This window comes from Spirosoma validum (assembly GCF_014699035.1).
Lineage (GTDB): Bacteria > Bacteroidota > Bacteroidia > Cytophagales > Spirosomataceae > Spirosoma > Spirosoma validum.
The window spans coordinates 224,286-244,660 of record NZ_JACXAA010000006.1 but is presented as its reverse complement, the minus strand read 5'-3'; the positions used below and the strand labels follow the sequence as shown (position 1 = coordinate 244,660).

The window sequence follows — 20,375 nt, the reverse complement described above, 5'->3', positions numbered from 1 at the left end:
CAGCGCGGGTGGAAACCGGTGATTGATAGCAGTTGACATTAAACTCTATCAATCACCGGTTTCCACCCGCGTTATGTTAAATAAATTGTGGATTGTATTCGTTAAAAAATAGACCCGCCTGAATTTACATTATCTTGGGCGTGGAAAAGTTTTCTGCTCAAAATTCTATGAAAAGCATTACGTCGTCTGCGCTGCTGGTGGCGTTGAGTGTGGCCCTGACGTTGACGGGCTGCAATTCAGCCATGCAGGCGTATCGAAAAGGTGTCCGTCATTACGAGGCCGGAGAATATAACCTGGCTATACCTCAGTTTGAGAAAGCAGCCAAAGGTACTATTGACCCGGCTCGTCTGAACTATTATACGGCTGAATCCTACCGGTTATCGAATCGGTTTGGTGAAGCGGCTCCGTTCTATCAAAAAGCCATCGAAACCGGTACTGCTGAGCCAGATGCGCGCTTCAATTATGCCTACGCGTTGAAATCGCAGGGTAATTACACGGGTGCGCTGGAACAATTACAGCAATACGTTACCGGCGCCCCTAAAACTGTGGCTAAAACTACGCTTGATAAGGCCAGACGTGAGGTAGAAACGCTAAAGGCAATTGATATCATCGCGAAAAATAAGTCGATGATCACCCTCAAAAACCTGGGCAATCTGAACTCAACGGGTGCTGAATTTGCGCCGGTTATGCGAGGAGAAGAATTGGTATTTACGGCTTCCCGGAAAGATCAAGTCTACAAAAACAATGGCTTGCCAATGCTGGGGTTGTATAAAACTAAACTGCCACAAAACCCCGATGAAGCGGGTAATTCGGCCCCGACCGGTACGCCTGAGCAGTTTAGCAACAATGTCTTTCAGGGTGACGTAAACGAAGGTACCCCCGCGTTTACCAAAGACGGCAAAACGATGGTTTTTGCCCGTGGTAATAACGGAAAGAAAAAAGGTGGTTTAGACGTAGATCTGTACATAAGTCGCTTAGGTGACGGTGGCGCATGGAGCCAGCCGCTACGTTTGCCAATCAGTGACTCGACAGCCTGGGATGGTTCTCCGGCTTTTTCGGGTGATGGGAAGACGCTCTACTTTGCTTCGAACCGCGCGGGTGGCGCGGGCGGGATTGACCTTTACCGGACCAGCATTGACGCATCGGGTCGGTTTAGCCGACCCGTCAATATGGGGCGCGACATCAATACACCCGGCGACGAAATGTTTCCTTATGTTGGACCAAACGCTAAACTATATTTTGCGTCCGACGGACATCCGGGATTAGGTAAGCTGGATGTGTTCGTGGCAACGCGCTCGGGTGGCGTTACGCGAGTCGAAAATATGGGTCAGCCCATCAACTCGCCAGCCGATGATTTTGGTTTGATTTATACCGATCCGACAAAGGGTTTCCTGGCGTCGAACCGGTCGGGTGGTAAGGGCGACGATGATATTTATTTCTTCCAGGAAGGTCCAGCCCCCGGTACACCAACTATTGCCCAGAATCCGCCGGGAAGCCCCAAACTAGTTCGCTACTTCCTCGCCGGAACGGTTTCAGCTAACGAAACACCCATTACTCCGCTCGACTCGGCTCGGGTGCGGATTCTGGACGATGTTACGGGACAACCCATTGCCGAAGTAACGACGGGGCAGCCGGGTACGTTTGGTACGTATCCGCTGCAGGAAGGGAAAGACTACACCATTCTGGCTGAGCGCAAGGGTTATCTGACGCGTCGGGAGCCGTTCACGATGCAGGGAAAAAGCATTCCTGAAATTTTTCTGACGAAGCCGCAAACGGATACAACGTTTAACGTAGCGATTTTACTGGATAAAGCAACGTTGAACAAAACGTTCGTTCTGGAGAACATCTACTACGACCTCGACAAGTATAACATTCGCCCTGATGCAGCCACTGAACTTGATAAGCTCGTAGCGATTTTGCAGGATAACCCAACGCTGAAAATCGAACTTGGCTCGCATACAGATACTCGTGCCAGCGACGCCTATAACCAAAAGCTGTCTCAAAACCGCGCTAAATCGGCGGTTGAATACATAGTCTCGAAAGGGATTGTGGCTGACCGGCTTACGTATAAAGGGTATGGCGAAACGCAATTAATTATCAAAAACGCAAAAACCGAAGAAGAGCATCAGCGTAACCGCCGAACCGAATTCAAGATTACGGAGCTGTAAACCGCTGAAAACAAACACGCAAACCCGTTGGTTGATAGCCGTATCAATCAACGGGTTTTTTATGCAAAACGATCGACTTCGGCAATTCCTCGTAGTCTTTGGTATCATCGCCCTAATCGTGATGAATTACTTATCCAACACGGGTATGTTCGGCGGGCAAACGAATGGGGAGGTTTCTAATAAATACCATACACTGGTAACCCCGGCTGGTTACGCCTTCTCAATCTGGGGACTTATTTTTCTGGGATTACTGGGGTTTGCCATTTACCAGGCACTACCGTCGCAACGAACCAATCTACGTTTTCGGTCTGTAGGTTGGTGGGTAGTAGTGAATGCGTTTTGCAACGCCATTTGGAGCCCGCTGTTTAATACCGAGCGAATCGGTCTGGCTCTGCTGGTTATTCTGGTGATGCTATTTTCACTAGCTGTTATTGAACAACGCCTGCTTGCGCGCCCAAAGGTCCCGCTTTTTCCAACAGATTCCGACGCTACGTTGCCCGAATCGGCCGCTTCGACTACGGAAACGTGGCTGGCTCGCATTCCATTTTCAATCTACTTTGGCTGGCTGACGGTGGCTACTATTTTGAACGTAGCGGTTTACTTAAAAGCAACGAGCTTTAGCCTATTAGGACTGAGTGAACCAACGTGGGCCATTGTCATTCTAATTGTTGGCATACTAGTTGGCACAGTCTTATTTAATCGATTCCGAAGCGTTGCTTATATCCTAGTATTCACCTGGGCTTATGCCGCTATTGCCATAGAGCAGGCTAGCTACAGTCAGATTCAATTAGTGGCTTTAGCTGGTGCCATCGTCGCAGTGATACTGGCAATTGTTGGCTTGGTTTCTCGCAGGACTCCTGCCTATAGTTAAAAATGAACGTAGCGTGGTCTCCTGACCACGCTACGTTCATTTTTAAGGAAAGCTTACTTGCTTAAGCAGCTTCGTCTTCCAGCACTGTGATGCTGTTAATTTTATCACCCTGACGAATCTGATCGATCACGTCCAGACCGTCGACGACTTTACCAAAAACAGTGTGATTCCGATCGAGGTGGGCTGTATTCTGGCGGTTGTGGCAAATGAAAAACTGTGAACCGCCTGTGTTACGTCCCCGGTGAGCCATCGATAGAACGCCCCGGTCGTGGTATTGATTATCGCCCGTTAGTTCACAATCAATGGTGTAGCCTGGGCCGCCCGCGCCGGTGCCGGTTGGGTCGCCACCCTGAATCATGAAATTTGGGATAACGCGGTGGAACACAACGCCGTCATAAAATCCTTTCTTGGCGAGCGAAATAAAGTTATCAACCGCTTTAGGGGCATCTTTCTCGAAAAACTCGATCAGCATCGTTCCCTTATCGGTATTCATTTGTGCCTTTGGCATAACTAAAATCGATTTTGTTGTACCTACAAAATTACAAGGAATTCCGTTCACGATGATGCAGAGAGTCGCTGGTTAAAGTGAGTTTTAAATCCCGCTACTACGTATATCACCGCCTGGCGTTCAAACTAGAAGAAGAACATGAGTCCGTTCGGATGTGGGGCAAACTAGTTAGGACCAACGATACGAGCTAACCCTTTGCTAAATTCCAGAAGCGTATTGTTAATAAATTTATTCTTCAAATAAGTCAATTTTTGGATTCGTTTTTCTGGGATAATACAACTAAATTGCCTGACTCTAAGTTAGAAAGAAAACTAACCACCCACTAAGTTCTTGTTTTTGTTCAATACTACTCAACCTTATTGTGGTTGGTAAGTAGTATTACTCGGGTAGGTTTCACTATTGATTAATTTGCTCCTTTTAGGAATAGTTTAATACGTTACATCGCTGTGGAAAATCAACCGATTCCCTACTATGATAATCTGCCGGATTTTCTGAAGGCGGTCAAATCTATTGATTCCACCAACCGATGCTTTGGTATCTTTCCATTTGAGCAATTTGGGGCACCGGGCGAGCTGATTCCGCCATTCCGGAGCAGTACCTACGTAGCGGCTTTAGTAACGGAAGGAAGCGGAACAATCCATCTGGATGGTGTTCCTTACGACGTTAAACCAGGAACCCTATACGGGTTGCGTCCCTGGACGGTTCGATCGATCCATAAGCAGGATCAGTGGCATGGATACGTACTGATGTTTACGTCAGAATTTGTGACGAAACGGTCGGTGCTGGCTAATCCGATGCACGAATACCCTTTTTATCGGAAGGGAGCGCAGCCACTTATTCATATTACCCCTGCTGAAGTAGTCGAGCTACACAGCCAATTCGAACTGATAGACAAAGAGTTTGGCAATCAAAATCGTTCCAAAGCGGATCGACTAGATTTGACGTATCATCTGTTGCAGGCGTTGATGATTAAGAGTCGTCAGATTTATCGCCAGACGCTTTCTGCCATCGAGTACTCGCAACCCGTATCATTAGTTGAACGGTTTCAAAGTTTGTTGCAGATGTACTATTTGCCTGATCCGGGTCAGGAGACGCCGGTGCTGTTAACCGTTCATGAAGCGGCTGATCGACTGCATATTCATCCACATTATCTAAGCGATATTCTGAAAAAATATACCGGTAAAACGGCCCTCCAGCACATTCGCGAACGAACCGCTTTCGAAGCCCAGAACCTGATCCGGAATACGGACCTGACCGTCGCTGAAATTGGTTACCGACTTCGGTTTGAAGACCCGTCGAATTTTACGAAGTTTTTCAAGAGTGTGATGGGAATGACGCCCCGGGCTTATCGTGAACAACAATATGCGCTGGCTGCTTGAGCGCCGTAACTGGTAATTTTAGCTGACTAATTTTAGAAATCTGCATTTTTTACCAGTGAATCTACCAAACTTACCTGTTCTGTTGGCAGGACTGCTGGTAATTTTGTTCCATTACTAGATAGAGTTAATGCTTAATTCTATAGGTGCCAATTACTCATCAGGCTCACCATGTGGATTGTCCGTTTAGCCTTAGAAAAAAAGTACACCATCGCCGTAATGGCGTTGCTGATTATGATTATGGGCGGGCTGGCCGTTAGTCAGATGCCTACCGATATTTTTCCGCGCATTAATATTCCGGTGGTATCGGTCATTTGGGGATATAGCGGCCTGTCGACCAACGAAATGGAGAAGATGATCACGAACTTCTCTGAAACCTCGCTCATCAATAACGTAAGTGACGTTCAACGGCTCGAATCCCAGACATATAATGGTACAGCTGTTCTGAAGATTTTCTTTCAGCCTACGGTAAAGATTGAAGAGGCTATTGCGCAGGTGACAGCTATTTCGCAGACGATTCTGGTTCGGATGCCACCCGGCACGCAGCCGCCCCTCATTGTTCGGTACAATGCTACCGACGTACCAGTATTGCAACTAGGCCTTTCATCCGATAGCCTTACCGAATCCCAGATTACCGACTACGCTCAAACCCGCGTTCGACCACAGATTTCGACGGTACAGGGTAGTCGACTATCGCAGGGATTTGGTGGTAAAACACGTCAGATTGCGGTCGATCTGGAGCCAGACCAATTGATCGCTTATAACGTAACACCTGAAGAAGTAACGAATGCCGTTGGTGCGCAGAACTTGACCCTGCCGGGCGGTTCGTTACGACTGGCCGATCGGGAGTACAACGTACGTCTAAATTCCAAGCCCGATGTTATTTCGGCGCTAAACGATATTCCAATAAAGGTGATTGGGGGTACGACGGTCCACATGCGAGACGTAGCGAATGTGCACGACGGCGCTGCTGTACAGACCAATATCGTTAAGCAGGATGGTAGTAAGGGGATATTGATGCGGATTGTGAAGACCGGTAACGCATCGACAACCGAGATCGTTGACAAAATTAAAAACCAGATTCTACCGACCGTACGGGCAGCCGCGCCTAAGAACCTACGTATCGAAGGTTTATTCGACCAGTCTTTATTTGTTCGGGCTTCCATCAAAGGGGTTTTGGTCGAAGGGTTGATTGCGGCTTTGTTGACGGCGGCATTGATTCTGCTGTTTCTGGGAAGCTGGCGTAGCACACTTATTGTCGCCATCTCCATTCCGTTGTCTATTCTTTCGTCGCTGATTACGTTGTATTTACTAGGCGAAACACTGAATATTCAGACGCTTGGTGGCCTGGCTCTCGCTATTGGAATTCTAGTCGATGACGCGACGGTTACGATTGAGAATATTCACCGGAACGAGGAGCTGGGAATGCCACTACGGCAGGCAATTTTGGAAGGTGCTCAGCAGATCGCGACGCCAACGCTTGTTTCAACGCTGACTATCTGTATTGTTTTTACATCGGTCCTGTTTCTGGAAGGCCCGGCTCGTTTCCTATTTGGCCCACTGGCCGAAGCGGTTGTGTTTGCCATGCTGGCTTCTTATATACTCTCCCGTACATTGGTGCCTGCTTTAGCGGACCTGATGCTTAGAAATGAACATCAGCATGATTTCAACAGTACCAAGCGGCCTAGTCCATTCCGACGGATCTACAACCGCTTTAATCATGGATTCGATCGGTTTCAGACTCGTTACATGCGGGCACTGGAATGGGTGCTTACTAATCGCCGGACGGTGCTCGTCGTTTTTCTGAGCGTTATTGCGTTTACGGCTGTACTGCTGCCATTTATAGGACGTGATTTCTTTCCCCAAGTTGATGGGGGACAAATCAAACTGCACCTGCGTGCCCCGGCTGGAACCCGGCTGGAATCCACTGAACAAATATCGGCCAAAACCACGGAGATTGTACGAGAAGTTATTCCCGAAAAGGAAGTCAGCTCGATCATCAGCAATATCGGCCTGACATCAGAGCGGTATAATTTCTTTTTCTCGGATAACTCGACGGCTGGTTCGGCGGATTCGGAGTTGCTCATTTCGCTAAGCGAAGAGCGGTCGAAGCCTACGCTTGAGTACGTCCGTAAAATTCGGGCGCGACTACGGGAGGAAATGCCCGACGTTACGTATTTTTTCCTGCCTGCCGATATTGTCAGTCAGATTCTGAACTTCGGTCTGACGGCTAGTATCGACGTGCAGGTATCGGGTTTCGATCGGGCTAATAATCTCAAAGTGACACAGGAAATGCAGGAAAAAATCGCTCAGATTCCCGGCGCGGTTGATGTGCATCTGCATCAGGTACTCGACGCGCCCGAACTGTTCCTGGATATCGACCGTGAACGAGCCAGCCAGTTTGGTCTGACGGAACAACGCGTCGCTTCTAATCTGAATATTTCGCTCAGCGGTACCGGACAAACGCGTCCGAACTTCTGGCCTGATCCAAATACCGGATTTCCGTATCTGATTGTTGTACAGACGCCCCCTTATAAACTGGATTCATACGACAAACTGCTCCGTACGCCGATTATTCCCGGTCAGTCTTCGCCCCAGTTGCTTAGTAACGTCATGAAAATGAAGCGTACTACGTCGCCGGTCATTATCAATCGGGTCAATACGCAACCGAGCTACGATGTCTATGCTTCGGTCGAAAAAACGGATTTGGGTTCCGTAGCCAAGGCGCTGGAGAAACTTACGGCTGAATACAAAACTCAACTCAAACCCGGTAATGTAATTTCGATTCGGGGGCAGGTCGAAAGTATGGAAAGTGCCTTTAATCGGTTGGGTCTGGGGATCGTGTTTGCCGCTCTGCTGGTGTATCTGCTGATGGTCGTTAATTTCCAGTCGTTCCGGTATCCGTTCATTATTATTACAGCCTTGCCGGGTGCTTTGTGTGGGATGGTGTGGATGTTGTTCCTGACTGGCACTACGTTCAGTATTCCGTCGCTGATGGGCGCTATTATGAGCGTGGGCGTAGCAACGGCTAACAGTATTTTGCTGGTTAGTTTCGCGAAAGATCATCTGCCCGAAGTCAGTGGAGATGCCTATGAAGCCGCTCTTGAAGCGGGCCGAACGCGTCTGCGCCCCATTCTGATGACGGCCATAGCCATGATTATTGGGATGTTGCCCATGTCGTTGGGGTTAGGTGAAGGAGGAGAACAAAATGCACCCCTTGGCCGGGCGGTAATGGGTGGGCTGCTACTGGCTACGTTCACTACGTTGCTGTTTGTACCGGTGGTATTCAGTTATCTGGCTCGTAAATCCAGTAAAAAGGAACAGGAGGAGCCGTCAGAACTTTATCAATGAACTTAATTTATCACATCGTTGCGACCGCTGACTGGATGAGTCAGGAGAATCAGCCGGAGTACAAAGCGGATAGCTTACAAACCGAAGGATTTATTCATTTGTCAACGAAAGAGCAGGTTAGTGGAACGTTACGTCGCTATTATCAAAACGTACCAGATTTGTTATTGCTACACGTTGAGGTCGATAAACTGACACAGCCGTTGAAATACGAGACGGCCACAAACAATGAGCAGTTTCCACATCTGTATGGCCCGCTGAATAAAGATGCCGTTGTAACGGTCGAAAAGTTGAATTGAGTTTTAGCAACCAAGCTATATGAGAGCGTTTAGAATCATACTTCCGTTGTTCGTGCTGATCGCGCTGTTTGTGGTCTTTGGCGTATTCCCACGACTGAAAAACGAGGAGGAATTAAAAACAGAAGCCAACGCCGAAAAGAACCGGATACCAATCGTGAACGTAGTGCCACTAAAGCACTCATCCGATACGACCGGGCTAACCTTACCCGGCCAGATTCAGCCGTATCGGCAAACACCACTCTATGCCCGCACCCAGGGTTTTTTGCGTCGCTGGTACGTCGATATTGGTACTCAGGTTAAACAGGGGCAGCTACTGGCTACAATCGATGCCCCTGAACTCGATCAGGACATTGCGCGCGCTAAAGCCGATCAGCAACTGGCGCAAGTCAACCTCGATCGCTTACAAAGTGTGCAGCTACCCGGCGCAATTGCCAAACAGGATGTCGATACCCGACGGTCGGCCGTAACGGTTGCCCAGGCAAATCTGGGACGATTACAGGCGCTGAAAGATTTACAGCAAATTCGGGCGCCGTTCACAGGGGTAATTACCAGCCGGACGGCTGAAAACGGTACGTTAGTGTCACCAGGTACGGGTCAGCCACTTTTTACAATCTCAGAATTAGGAACGCTACGTGTATTTGTCGACGTACCGCAGACGTATTATCGATACATAAAAGTCGGTCTACCCGCTACGGTAGTCATACCGGAATTGCAAAACAAAGTATTCACAGGCAAGGTCGTACGGACATCAGGCACGTTACGTAGTGATTCCCGAACCTTACTGGCTGAAGTAGCGATCCCGAATCCCAAACAGGAGTTACCTTCGGGTTTGTATAGTCAGGTTAAGTTTGATATGATTGCAACCAACGCTCCAGTATTGATTCCTGCTAACGCGCTGGTCGTAACGCCCAATGGTGCCCATGTTGTGGTTGTTGAAGCCGACCAGCGCGTGCGATTTGTGCCGATTACGCTCGGTCGGGATTATGGCACAACGCTCGAAGCATCCAGTGGCTTGACGGGCAACGAAAACGTGGTTACCAATCCCAACGATCGTCTGCGCGACGGCCAGAAAGTTCGGTTCACGAAACCGGCATCCGAAAAATCAGTAGCTCTCCGATGAATAACTATTTAACGAGTATTTTATTTGCCAGTGTAGTTGTCTTTCAGGTAAATGCACAAACCACGCCCCTGAATGCACCAGGTGGTGCCGTAACGGTTCAACCGAGTGCTGCCCCTGCAACAAACGGTACCGTTCAACCGCAAGCACCAGCCACAAACACGACTTCCGGGGTGACCACTACGTCAGCGGCCGCGCCAGCTCCGAACGGTTCCGTGCCGGCTTTAACGATCAGCGGTTTTCGTCGCTTTGGTGATCCGACGCTTGAATCATTAATTCAGTTAGGGCTGGATAATAGTCCAAATTTGCGGGGTGCGCTGAGCCGCCTGGAAGAAGCCCGGATTCGGGTGAAAGTGGCTCAATCCTTTCTGTCTCCGTCCATTAGGAGTTCTGCCTTGATTACCACACAGAGTTTATCGGAGCGCCGACCTCTTTCAATACCGAATCAGACGGATTTATTGCCTCGTTTTCAGCTCAATACGTTCCAACTCTTGCCGATTGACGCCAGCTACGAGCTGGATTTGTTTAAGCGTATTCGGAGCGGCATAGCCGTGGCTGATTTACAGGCGCAGGCTAGCGATGCCGACTATCAATCGTTCCGGCTTACACTGGCGTCTGATATTGCCCGAACCTATTTACTTATTCGCGGCAACGACACTGAACAGGCCGTTTTTCGTCGGAATATCCAATCACGTGATACAACAATATCGATCCTTCGCGAACGCTTTCGGGTTGGCTTAATCAATCAGATCGACGTTCAACGGGCCGAAACGGATTACGCGGGTTTACAAGTTACGCTAAGAGGCTTGGAGCGGGCTCGAAAAGAACTGGTGAATGGTCTGTCTCAACTTTGCGCACAGGACCCCAACCAGTTTTCAGTTGATACCGGTACGTTGCCGACCACGGTACCGACTTATCCCTACGCTAATGTTGCCATTGAACAGTTAGCGCGTCGACCGGACCTGTTACAGTTTATCCGACAAAATGAGATTGCAGCTGCTCAGGTTACGCTTCAGCAGAGTAGTACGTTGCCACGGGTCACGTTGATAGGTTCGGGTGGGATCTTATCTGGAAAGATCGGTCCTTGGTTTACGCCAAGTAGCGCGACCTATATTCTGGGCATCAATGCCTCCGTGCCACTGTATGAAGGACATCGGGCCCGTCAGAACATCGCACTCTCGAGGCAACAGATTCAAACCAATCAGCAGACGTATCAACAGGCGTTGCAACTGGCTCAGCGCGATGCCGAAACTGCACTGGATAATCTGGCCATGCTACGTCAACAAATTGACTTACAGCAGCAAACGCTAACGCTGGCCCGGCGAACAGAGCAGTACAACCGGGAGTTGTATGTTCGTGGTTTAGCTACGTATCTTGAAGTACTGGATGCACAGCGTACCATTCTTTTGTCGGAACAGCAACTGGTTCAGTTACGTAGTCAGGAAGTTCAGTATGCCGTGGCATTGCTGCGGGCCGTTGGCGGAGATTTCAATTAACGTATGATGTAGAAAAAACGATTGGTTATCCTGCCTCAATACGTCCGCTAAATCGTAAATCAAAACTCATCTTTCCTAAATTAGTTAGATATTGACAACTTTGTGTCCATATTACTTATAGGTAAGCATCAATGAATCATACATACGTTATTATCATGGCTGGAGGGATCGGAACCCGATTCTGGCCTTTTAGCCGAACAAGTTATCCTAAACAATTCCACGATGTACTCGGCATGGGCCGAACGCTGTTACAACAAACAGCTGATCGTTTCGACGGTATTTGCCCGCCAGAAAATATCTTTATCGTTACCAGTTCACTTTATAAAGACCTTTGCCAGCAGCAACTTCCACAATTGTCGGACGATCAGGTGCTCTGTGAACCCATTGCCAGAAATACCGCGCCCTGTATTGCTTACGCGTGCTACAAGATCGCTCAGCACGATCCGGAAGCCAATATCATCGTTGCACCGGCCGATCATATTATTCTGAAAGAAGAAGAATTCAAACGTACAATTCAGACGGCGCTCGACGCGACGAATGGTCAGGATATTCTGGTAACGCTGGGTATTCAGCCCAGTCGCCCGGATACGGGTTATGGGTATATCCAGTACGTTCACTCAGCAGATACCAGTGAATCGAATTCCCAGATTAAGAAGGTGAAGACCTTTACGGAGAAGCCGCACCTTGAGTTGGCGCAGCAATTCGTAGAAAGTGGCGAATTTGTCTGGAATGCAGGTATTTTCGTATGGAACGTTCAGGCCATCATCAAAGCGTTTGAAACCCATCTGCCTGAAATTGCCGAGATTTTTGAGGAAGGGAAAGAAGCCTATTATACCGACAAAGAGGCTGCCTTCATTGATAAAGCGTATTCGTTAACCAAAAGTATCTCGATCGATAATGGCGTCATGGAGAAGGCCCACAACGTGTACGTTGTCTTGAGTGATTTTGGCTGGTCTGATCTGGGAACATGGAAATCACTCTATGAAGTATCCGACAAGAACGAGGACTTTAATGTCATCGACGGTCATATCATGCTTTACGATACGAAAAACTGCATCATCAAAACGCCAAAAGATCGGCTTGTAGTAGTAAACGGCCTGGACGGCTATATTGTGGCTGAGTATGATAACGTATTGATGATCTGCCGAAAAGAGGAAGAGCAAAAGGTTAAAAATTTCGTTGCCGACGCGAAAGAGCGAGGAGCAGAATTTGTTTAACTGGTTGTCGATAAAATAGGGTCTTCATAAACTGGGTTACGGTTTATGAAGACCCATTCATTTTAGTACCTGATAATACCAGTAAAACAATGGCAGCAGGAATCTATTCGTTAATTTTACGAACTATTGATTGACCTGTGAAAAAAACAGTACTTTTCCTGATTTTTACAACATCACTGGCCTGCCTACTCGTCCAGTGCAAAAGCACAAACGGCGAGTTTTCGCCCGGCGCTGGTGATTCCCGTATTACGGGTACGTGGCAATTGCTGGAGCGTCGGTTTTCTAAAGATTCTACGTTTACTATCCGCGTGAAACGCGATTCCCTGGCCATCGCTCAAGATACATCGAAGAATAAATTAGACTCCATTTACATTCGGCGCGATACGTCTTTCTATACGACAAGGCGCTATTCAAGAACACCACCACAAATACTCACGTTCGACGTCGACGGCAAGCTAACCGGTAGCGGCACCGAAATGACGTACTATAGTCCGATCAAGTATTATAATGTCGATAAGACATATGCCGACAGCCTGCTGATTAATTTTTTTATTAGCACAAATCGGGCGAATGTACCCTTTCAACAAGGAGTAGAATTTCGCAAAGACACGCTGGTGCTGAAGCCTCGCTGTGATCAACCCTGCTATTCGAAGTTGCTTCGTGTGCGTTAACATATGGCGTGATCACTGCAATAATCAAAGATGATGAGTATGAAGAACAAGGCATTATCGTTTGCCCTGCTAACGGCGTGCGCTATAACAGTCTGGTCGCCAACTTACGGTCAAACGAAGCTGACGTTAGAGCAACTGAAGCAAAAGATCGAGAGTGAACTGAGGCAACAGACAGGGACTTTTGCGGTTGCATTTAAAGATTTGACTACGGGTGAGGAATTGCTGATTCGGGAGCGTGAAGGGTTTCACGCGGCAAGCACCATGAAAACGCCCGTTATGATTGAGGTATACAAGCAGGCGGCCCAGCATAAATTGTCACTCTCCGATTCAATCACGATAACGACGGATTTTAAGAGTATTGTCGACGGAAGTCCTTACCAATTAAAGGCTACTGACGACAGCGATACGACCATTTACAAAGCCATTGGGACCAAACGAACCATATCGTCTTTGGTCTATGACATGATTATCTGGAGCAGTAACCTGGCCACCAATCTAGTGATCGAGCGGGTAGGTGCCCAGAACGTAACGCAAACCATGCGTGAGCTAGGGGCAAATGATATTCAGGTTTGGCGGGGTGTTGAAGATAGTAAAGCGTTTGCCAAAGGCCTCAACAACACAACAACCGCCTATGATCTGATGGTGATTTTTGACAAGATTGCCAAAGGGCAGGCCGTGAGTCCCAAAGCGTCGAAAGCTATGATTGCTACGTTGATGGATCAAAAATTCAATAGTGCGATTCCGGCTAAATTACCAAAAACAATCAAAGTCGCGCACAAAACAGGTTCGATCAAAGGCGTTCGACACGATTCAGGAATTGTTTTTCTGCCCGATGGACGGAAATACGTACTGGTGCTTTTGTCGAAAGAAATCAAGGACGATGCTTTGACATGCGCAACTATGGCCACGCTGTCAGAATGGATTTATCAGTACGAGATGCAATAGTTTACTTCGTCCAGCCCTGCGCCCGAATTGGCGTCTGCTGACCAGCTTTCGTTGCCAATACGATCTGTGAAGGGTCGGCGGTGAGGTAACCAATCGCTGTAATGCGAGCGTTAGTTGAGAGCTTCTCATATTCCTGCGGACGTACCGTAAACAGTAGTTCGTAGTCTTCTCCACCGTTTAGTGCAGCCGTTATAGGACTAATCTTAAACTCGTCGGCGGCCAAATGGGTCTGGTCATCAATAGGCAGATTCTCATCGAAAATTACCGCACCCGTATTGGATTGTCGGCACAGATGAAGGATTTCAGAAGCAAGACCGTCTGAGATGTCGATCATAGCCGTTGGGAGAACGTTAAGATCGCGCAGTTCATGAACCATGTCGGTGCGAGCATCCGGTCGAAGTTGACGCTGGACCAGGTAGGCGCGCTCTTCCGACAAGTTGGGCTGCATATTCGGATCGGCTAGAAATACCTGCTTCTCACGTTCTAACAGTTGCAGACCAAGGTAAGCAGCTCCCAAATCACCCGTCACGCAAACGACATCGTTCGGCTGTGCTGTGTTGCGATACGTAATGAGTTCTTTCGGCACTTTCCCCAGTACCGATACCGAGATAATCAATCCCGACCGCGACGCTGTAGTGTCTCCCCCCACTAAATCGACGTTGTAAGCCTGGCAAGCCGCTCGAATTCCTTCGTACAGTTCATCAATTGCTTCGACTGGAAACCGACTGCTTAGACCAATACTGACCGTTAGCTGAATCGGTAAGCCATTCATGGCGGCAATGTCTGACACGCCGAACGTAACAGCCTTATAACCAAGATGCTTCAACGGTACGTAGGTGAGATCGAAATGTATCCCTTCAACAAGCATATCGCTAGTTAACAAACCATAATCGTTTCCCCAGTCGAACACCGCTGCATCATCGCCAATACTACGTATCGTTTCAGGATGGGTAGACGCAGGGTTTGCCTGCCGGATTCGCTCGATCAGGCCAATTTCACCCAGTGTATTTAAATCAGTCATACAAATAAAAAGCCGCTCCGATTAAGATACGGAACGGCTTCGCAATACAATTAGTTTATAAAACCTTAGGGATTTGTGAATGTGTATTTATTCGTTGTACCTCCCGTTTTGATGCTCGTTCCAACGCGCGTAATGACTAAGGTACCGGCATCAATCGAATTAATCGTAAATTCAATCGTACCAGCTGTGCCACCGCTAGACGTCGTCAGCTGAGGATTCATGTCGCTGATAACAAGGCGTGTATCGACAGGTACGGTATATTTTCCCGTAGAGGCAATACCATCCCAGTCTGTATAATTAGCTGTAGGAGGTGAACTGAGATTCAGTCTGAATTTAGAATAATCGCGGATGTTATTGGTTGCCCCCCGTGTATAAACCGTTACGTTAGTTTCCTCTACTTTGGTTAACGTCCAGTTTTTCGCGATGAGCTCGGAAACAGACGGAGCAGGGTCTTTTTTGCAGCCCGTCAGTACACTGAAGAACACAGTTACCAACAGTAAAGCGATGACCGAAGTCTTTCTCATAGTTAATTGTTGCATAGAAACAGAAGTGGCTAAAGTTACGCTAATTTTGTGCTCACTCACAAAAGTGATGCTGAATAATTCCTTTGTTTTACTTAACGCAAGCAGCTGATGCCTGCTGATTCTAATCAGGTTACTAGCTATACTCGTTCGCAACTAGCCTTGCGGAACGGCCAGGATCGGGACGAAATCTGGTGCGCTTACAAAGGCATCATTTATGACGTATCGATCTCGCGTCTCTGGCGTTCGGGTAAACATTACGAACACTGGGCTGGTCAGGATCTCACAACCGAACTGGCCGACGCCCCTCATTCCAACAGCGTATTCGACCGGTTTCCGATAGTGGGAAAATTAGTTTAATACGTCTCAGGCAAGCTGATACGTTTTCTTTTAACCCTGAAACCCGTGCTCTAAAACGACTATCAATCGCATGCTTCTCATTGCCGATAGTGGCTCAACAAAAACCGACTGGCGGCTTGTTACAGCCGATAATCAGGTCCGTGTTATACAAACGGATGGATTCAATCCGTATTATCAGACCGTTGCTCAAATGGTTGCTACGTTACGTGCGCAACTGGTGCCGTACGTATCTGACGAACTGATCACAGACGTATTCTTTTATGGAACGGGCTGTACCGGTCCGGCCGTGAATCATATTGTCGTTGATGCGCTACGTACTGTCTTGCCAAATTTGCAATCTGTTACGGTCAATACGGACATGTTGGGTGCAGCCAGAGCAGCCGCGGCTTATGAGCCAGGAATTGTTTGCATTCTAGGGACAGGCTCAAATGCCTGTTGCTACGACGGACAACAAATTATACGTGGCATTCAGTCGCTTGGTTTCTGGCTGGGAGACGAAGGAAGTGGCGGGTATTTAGGAAAAACGCTGGTGCGCGATTTTTTTCAGGAGCGGTTACCGGATGACCTGCGCGAAGCGTTTTACAGCCGCTATGCTCTTGATCGTGCTACGTTGCTGGAAAACGCTTACCAGAGACCGTTCCCGAATCGTTATTTCGCGTCATTCACGCCCTTTCTGTCCGATCATTTTACGCATCCTTACGTAGGTAAACTTGTACTCGACGCCTTTGTCCTGTTTTTGACCACGTATGTTAAGCGCTTTCCTGAAGCCGATAGATGGCCGGTTAATTTTGTCGGCTCGATCGCTCATTATTTTACTGAATCCTTGCGTCAGGCGGTGAAACAAACTGGCTTGACAATTGGTCATATTCTTAAAGCACCTGCTGAACAGTTGGTTGAATTCCATAAAAATGGATAAGTTCCAGGTGTTCGCCCTACCTTTGCAGGAAGATTCTACACGAAGAGAACTCGACAAGTAGTGAGGGTGTGAAGTCCCTTTGTGTTTGGAATGCAACAACCAAGGAATTGTAATGGCAAATCGATATTTTTTGAAAGTAAAAGACGTCGTTCGGGAAACACCCGACGCCGTAACGATAAGTTTCTGGCACCCAATTAGCGAAGAAGTCCGTTACCAGCCTGGCCAGTTTTTGACATTTCTGTTGACTATTGATGGGCAAAAGGTGCGTCGGTCTTACTCAATGGCATCGTCGCCCCATGTAGACGTATCGCTGTCAGTTTCGGTAAAGCGGGTACCGGGTGGATTTGCGTCAAATTATCTCTGTGATCGCATTAAACCCGGCGATATTCTGGAAACGCTGGAGCCAATGGGCACGTTTGTTCCGAAACTTGATCCGCAGAGCCGCCGAACACTCATATTGATTGGAGCCGGTAGCGGTATTACGCCCCTCTTTTCGATGGCTAAATCAGCGTTGCACGTAGAACCGAACAGCCGTGTCTGGCTTGTTTACGGCAACCGGGACCAAGGATCGATTATCTACAAAGCGCATCTGGATGCCATGGAGCAGGCTTACGGACGATCGCGGTTTCAGGTGACGCACGTTTTGAGCCAGCCATCAGCGGGCTGGACAGGTCTGGATGGTCGTCTGAATCAGCATTTGCTGACTAAGCTTCTCGAACAATTACCCGCTGCTGAGCGCCAGAATGCCAGTTTCTATCTTTGCGGGCCTGATGGTATGATGGCCGAAGCTCGCTCCGCATTGTCGCTGGTGGGTGTTCCAACCGAACGCGTGCATAAAGAAAGCTTTGCTCACGCTCCCGTGGCTGCGGGTGACGTAGTGGAAGAACCTCTGACAGCCGCCGATAGTGGTACGCCTGAGGTGACGGTTTTGTACGAAGGCAGCGAATACAAATTTGCTGTTGCGCCCCATCAAACCATTCTGGAAGCCGCTCTGGATCTGGATATTGATTTGCCTTACTCGTGTCAGGCGGGCATGTGTACAGCCTGCATGGGCCGTTGTATTTCGGGTAAAGTGAAGTTAGACGAAGAGGATGGACTGTCGGAATCGGAGCTGAAAGCCGGGTATGTATTAACCTGTGTTGCTCACCCAGTTGGATTAGATGTAGTCATTGAGATTGAATAGTAAGTGTGTCCTATCGAACGTATCATTCGGGTATTAAGCAATAATATATTGCTTTAACCCCCGAATGATACGTTCGATAGGACACACTTACTCTAGTTTCTCGGGTTTGGGAGCGAGAGCTGGTTTGGGCAAAGCACGAGGCTTTGCTGCTGATGCAGGCGGGGCAGGTGGTAGCGTACGTGCGTTTGATACTCGCGCTGGAGCTGCCACTGCGGACGGAATTGATGCTGCCGCTGGACTTGGTACGGATACACGTGGTGCCCTGGGTGAAGCAGGAATGCTGATAGCCGCTTTGGGCGGGCGAGGAGGCCGCGGTGCATTTATCACTCGGTTCAGACGATTTAAGCGCGTAGTAGCCATAGCATTTACATTCAGATCAGATAAGTCTGGCATTACGTAGGATAAGTGATTGCCGTGTTGGTCCATTTGATTCGATAGTTTCTCGATCCTCTCATTTAACTGCTCGGCTTCCCGCTCTAATTTTTCGAGGGGTTGCTGAGCGGCTTGCAATTTCGACTGAGTAGCTTCGAGTTCCTTATTGAGCTCATCAATGCTTATTTCCTGCTTCTTAATTTCAGGCTCAATAGCGGTCAATTGCTTTTCAATGTCGGCCTGAGTCAGTTTTTGTTTGCCTTCGTTGTTCAAAAGCCGTTGGTGCTTTTCAATCAAGGCATTACGTTGTTCAGCCAGCTTCTCTTTGCGCCACTCCAGAACTTGCTGACTTCGCTCGACTTCTTCAACCGGAAACCGGAGATTCTCCATCTGGCGATGTAGATTCTGAACCTGCTTTGACTGCTGATTCACTAGTTGACTTAAACTATCCAGTTGATGCTGGTGGTAAGCGCGCTGTTTATCCAGTGAGTCAGACAAAGGGTTAAGAGATTGCGGGACCGAAGCCAGTGCATCATGAATAATGCTGTTATAGTCAACTTTCGCTAAGCCTTCTATCGTTCCATCCGGACTAAGTGGTACGTTATTCAGGGCTGATGTAACAATATTGTTGTAGTCTATATGAGATAATCCTTCCGATAAGGCATTCATACCACCATCGAACGATTGGTTCGTTTCAATAATAGTTAGGAGAATGTCGCGGTCGGATTTCGCTACGTTATCAAGGGAGAGTTTACCGGCCATTACCTGATCAAGCTGACGTTGTAAGCGAGCTACACGTTTAGTGGATAGTTTCTGGCCTTTCCAGATTACGTAATCGACTTTCTTGTTGTCGATCATACTGTATTCAGTACCATTCCCTTTGCTGTGTCGCCGTGTCGAGTGCGAGGGACGTGGTTGCCTGGTTCCAGACGTAGGCTTTTCCTGTTGTACAGCATAAACTGAAACACTCATCAATAGAAGCGTTGCCAGTGTTATACCAGCCAGACTGCTGTTCGAAACAAACGGTCGGGTAGGAACACCCAGCATCCGCCGAACACGATGTAATAACTGCTGCCGTTTCGAAGCGAAAGCCATCGCCAGCGCGGGTGTCTGACTGATTTGTGTTAAGCGCAGCTCTTCTACACGAGCGAGTGCCTGCGCTAAGATGCGCCCATCACCCCCGCACACCTGAACGGCCAGGTCATCGCAGCAATGTTCTCGTTCTTCACGTACCCGGGCCGATAACCACCACAGCGCTGGATGAAAGAAATAAAGCACCTCTACGACCGACTGCAAGAGATTGACAGCATAGTCATGCCGTTTGATATGGGCCAGTTCATGCGCTAAAACGGCTTCGATTTCGCGGGTCGTCAAATGAGTTATCAAGCCAATTGGCAAGAGTAGAATCGGCTTCAGAACACCAACAACCATCGGAACGCTGATCCGGGCTGACTCGCGCACCTGAACGGGTGTCTGGATCAATAACGAGGACCGAAGTTTATCGGTCATGTGTGTCCAAAGGACTGTTGCGGGAGACGTAGCGGTTTGGCTTAATCGTTGCAGATAAATCCAGCCACCTGCGAGTCGTAAGCCAAATAGTGCTACACCAAGGAGATAGACCAATACGAACTGGCTTAAATGCGCTTCCAGGAATTGTTGTACCTGCTGATGCCAGGGAAGTGTTTGAGCTACCGTTTGCCATTTGATATGGGTGGCATAACTAGCCGACAGTGTTGTGGGTACGTACAACGGCGAGTTTTCTGTTGGTCGGTAATACCAGATGAACGTAGCGGCTGATAATAGGACTTGAGTCAGTAACGTGAACACACTTACGTGATAACGTAACGTACTGGACTGATTACGCAACAGATGCAGGATAAACGCTGTTGGTAGAACGAGCGCAAAACCCTGCCAGATGGCATGAAGCAATGTCCAGCCCAATGCATCCGCTATTGGATTTGACAAAAAATTGAAAGCGTTCATGAG

The 20,375-nt window shown here is 48.3% G+C and carries 17 protein-coding genes; 13 read left to right on the top strand and 4 right to left on the bottom strand.

The genetic code is table 11. The features are described from left to right. The first annotated feature begins 167 nt into the window (after positions 1–167). Together IC230_RS17730 and IC230_RS17725 are read left to right on the top strand one after the other, a co-directional pair. Complete coding sequence (locus tag IC230_RS17730; RefSeq protein ID WP_191040376.1) at positions 168–2,168, top strand: OmpA family protein; 2,001 nt, start codon at positions 168–170, stop codon at positions 2,166–2,168. 61 nt (positions 2,169–2,229) lie between these two features. Further along, positions 2,230–3,039, top strand: coding sequence for a TspO/MBR family protein (locus IC230_RS17725; protein WP_191040375.1), 810 nt, complete (start codon positions 2,230–2,232; stop codon positions 3,037–3,039). A gap of 61 nt (positions 3,040–3,100) precedes the next feature. Here the strand turns inward: IC230_RS17725 and IC230_RS17720 are convergent, their stop codons facing one another. Next, positions 3,101–3,547, bottom strand: coding sequence for a peptidylprolyl isomerase (locus IC230_RS17720; protein ID WP_191040374.1), 447 nt, complete (start codon positions 3,545–3,547; stop codon positions 3,101–3,103). 446 nt (positions 3,548–3,993) lie between these two features. Here IC230_RS17720 and IC230_RS17715 point away from each other — a divergent pair, with 446 nt between their 5' ends. The 8 genes from IC230_RS17715 to IC230_RS17680 all read left to right on the top strand — a co-directional run bounded on the left by IC230_RS17715 (position 3,994) and on the right by IC230_RS17680 (position 14,016). Then, entirely contained in the window at positions 3,994–4,926 is a 933-nt protein-coding gene (locus tag IC230_RS17715) for a helix-turn-helix domain-containing protein (RefSeq protein ID WP_191040373.1), read from the top strand. Between the two features lie 168 nt (positions 4,927–5,094). Beyond that, on the top strand, positions 5,095–8,274 hold the full coding sequence (locus IC230_RS17710) for an efflux RND transporter permease subunit (RefSeq protein WP_191040372.1): 3,180 nt from the start codon (positions 5,095–5,097) through the stop codon (positions 8,272–8,274). Beyond that, entirely contained in the window at positions 8,271–8,570 is a 300-nt protein-coding gene (locus IC230_RS17705) for a DUF952 domain-containing protein (RefSeq protein ID WP_191040371.1), read from the top strand. The genes IC230_RS17710 and IC230_RS17705 overlap by 4 nt, the downstream gene beginning before the upstream one ends. Positions 8,571–8,589: 19 nt before the next feature. Then, the gene (locus tag IC230_RS17700; RefSeq protein WP_191040370.1) at positions 8,590–9,690 is read left to right on the top strand and encodes an efflux RND transporter periplasmic adaptor subunit; all 1,101 of its coding nucleotides are present in this window, start codon (positions 8,590–8,592) and stop codon (positions 9,688–9,690) included. Then, a complete protein-coding gene (locus tag IC230_RS17695; RefSeq protein WP_191040369.1) occupies positions 9,687–11,183 on the top strand; it encodes an efflux transporter outer membrane subunit in 1,497 nt (498 codons plus the stop codon). The genes IC230_RS17700 and IC230_RS17695 overlap by 4 nt, the downstream gene beginning before the upstream one ends. Positions 11,184–11,314: 131 nt before the next feature. Continuing rightward, positions 11,315–12,400, top strand: coding sequence for a mannose-1-phosphate guanylyltransferase (locus IC230_RS17690; protein WP_191040368.1), 1,086 nt, complete (start codon positions 11,315–11,317; stop codon positions 12,398–12,400). 137 nt (positions 12,401–12,537) lie between these two features. After that, entirely contained in the window at positions 12,538–13,071 is a 534-nt protein-coding gene (locus tag IC230_RS17685; protein ID WP_317171801.1) for a hypothetical protein, read from the top strand. A 39-nt stretch (positions 13,072–13,110) separates the two neighbouring features. Continuing rightward, the gene (locus IC230_RS17680; protein WP_223860697.1) at positions 13,111–14,016 is read left to right on the top strand and encodes a serine hydrolase; all 906 of its coding nucleotides are present in this window, start codon (positions 13,111–13,113) and stop codon (positions 14,014–14,016) included. A gap of 1 nt (position 14,017) precedes the next feature. Here the strand turns inward: IC230_RS17680 and thiL are convergent, their stop codons facing one another. Then, positions 14,018–15,037 carry a thiamine-phosphate kinase gene (thiL, locus tag IC230_RS17675; RefSeq protein WP_191040367.1) on the bottom strand — a complete coding sequence of 340 codons (1,020 nt, stop codon included), beginning with the start codon at positions 15,035–15,037 and terminating at the stop codon, positions 14,018–14,020. Between the two features lie 65 nt (positions 15,038–15,102). Further along, entirely contained in the window at positions 15,103–15,561 is a 459-nt protein-coding gene (locus IC230_RS17670; protein WP_191040366.1) for a hypothetical protein, read from the bottom strand. A gap of 108 nt (positions 15,562–15,669) precedes the next feature. Here IC230_RS17670 and IC230_RS17665 point away from each other — a divergent pair, with 108 nt between their 5' ends. The 3 genes from IC230_RS17665 to IC230_RS17655 all read left to right on the top strand — a co-directional run bounded on the left by IC230_RS17665 (position 15,670) and on the right by IC230_RS17655 (position 18,017). Then, positions 15,670–15,918 (top strand): cytochrome b5 domain-containing protein, encoded by a 249-nt coding sequence (locus tag IC230_RS17665; protein ID WP_191040365.1) that lies wholly within the window; start codon positions 15,670–15,672, stop codon positions 15,916–15,918. 70 nt (positions 15,919–15,988) lie between these two features. Next, positions 15,989–16,834, top strand: a complete 846-nt coding sequence (locus tag IC230_RS17660) for an N-acetylglucosamine kinase (protein ID WP_191040364.1) — start codon at positions 15,989–15,991, stop codon at positions 16,832–16,834. 112 nt (positions 16,835–16,946) lie between these two features. Continuing rightward, entirely contained in the window at positions 16,947–18,017 is a 1,071-nt protein-coding gene (locus tag IC230_RS17655; protein WP_191040363.1) for a ferredoxin--NADP reductase, read from the top strand. A gap of 87 nt (positions 18,018–18,104) precedes the next feature. On the opposite strand, the gene IC230_RS17650 is transcribed toward IC230_RS17655, so the two are convergent. Continuing rightward, positions 18,105–20,372 (bottom strand): M56 family metallopeptidase, encoded by a 2,268-nt coding sequence (locus IC230_RS17650; protein ID WP_191040362.1) that lies wholly within the window; start codon positions 20,370–20,372, stop codon positions 18,105–18,107. Positions 20,373–20,375 lie beyond the last annotated feature (3 nt).

Excerpts from the sequence above, each read along its gene's own strand:
- IC230_RS17650 (WP_191040362.1), bottom strand. The coding sequence starts at position 20,372 with ATGAACGCTTTCAATTTTTTGTCAAATCCAATAGCGGATGCATTGGGC.
- IC230_RS17670 (WP_191040366.1), bottom strand. The coding sequence starts at position 15,561 with ATGAGAAAGACTTCGGTCATCGCTTTACTGTTGGTAACTGTGTTCTTC.
- IC230_RS17730 (WP_191040376.1), top strand. The coding sequence starts at position 168 with ATGAAAAGCATTACGTCGTCTGCGCTGCTGGTGGCGTTGAGTGTGGCC.
- IC230_RS17660 (WP_191040364.1), top strand. The coding sequence starts at position 15,989 with ATGCTTCTCATTGCCGATAGTGGCTCAACAAAAACCGACTGGCGGCTT.
- IC230_RS17690 (WP_191040368.1), top strand. The coding sequence starts at position 11,315 with ATGAATCATACATACGTTATTATCATGGCTGGAGGGATCGGAACCCGA.
- IC230_RS17710 (WP_191040372.1), top strand. The coding sequence starts at position 5,095 with ATGTGGATTGTCCGTTTAGCCTTAGAAAAAAAGTACACCATCGCCGTA.
- IC230_RS17680 (WP_223860697.1), top strand. The coding sequence starts at position 13,111 with ATGAAGAACAAGGCATTATCGTTTGCCCTGCTAACGGCGTGCGCTATA.
- IC230_RS17700 (WP_191040370.1), top strand. The coding sequence starts at position 8,590 with ATGAGAGCGTTTAGAATCATACTTCCGTTGTTCGTGCTGATCGCGCTG.
- IC230_RS17725 (WP_191040375.1), top strand. The coding sequence starts at position 2,230 with ATGCAAAACGATCGACTTCGGCAATTCCTCGTAGTCTTTGGTATCATC.
- thiL (WP_191040367.1), bottom strand. The coding sequence starts at position 15,037 with ATGACTGATTTAAATACACTGGGTGAAATTGGCCTGATCGAGCGAATC.
- IC230_RS17705 (WP_191040371.1), top strand. The coding sequence starts at position 8,271 with ATGAACTTAATTTATCACATCGTTGCGACCGCTGACTGGATGAGTCAG.
- IC230_RS17720 (WP_191040374.1), bottom strand. The coding sequence starts at position 3,547 with ATGCCAAAGGCACAAATGAATACCGATAAGGGAACGATGCTGATCGAG.
- IC230_RS17655 (WP_191040363.1), top strand. The coding sequence starts at position 16,947 with ATGGCAAATCGATATTTTTTGAAAGTAAAAGACGTCGTTCGGGAAACA.
- IC230_RS17665 (WP_191040365.1), top strand. The coding sequence starts at position 15,670 with ATGCCTGCTGATTCTAATCAGGTTACTAGCTATACTCGTTCGCAACTA.
- IC230_RS17695 (WP_191040369.1), top strand. The coding sequence starts at position 9,687 with ATGAATAACTATTTAACGAGTATTTTATTTGCCAGTGTAGTTGTCTTT.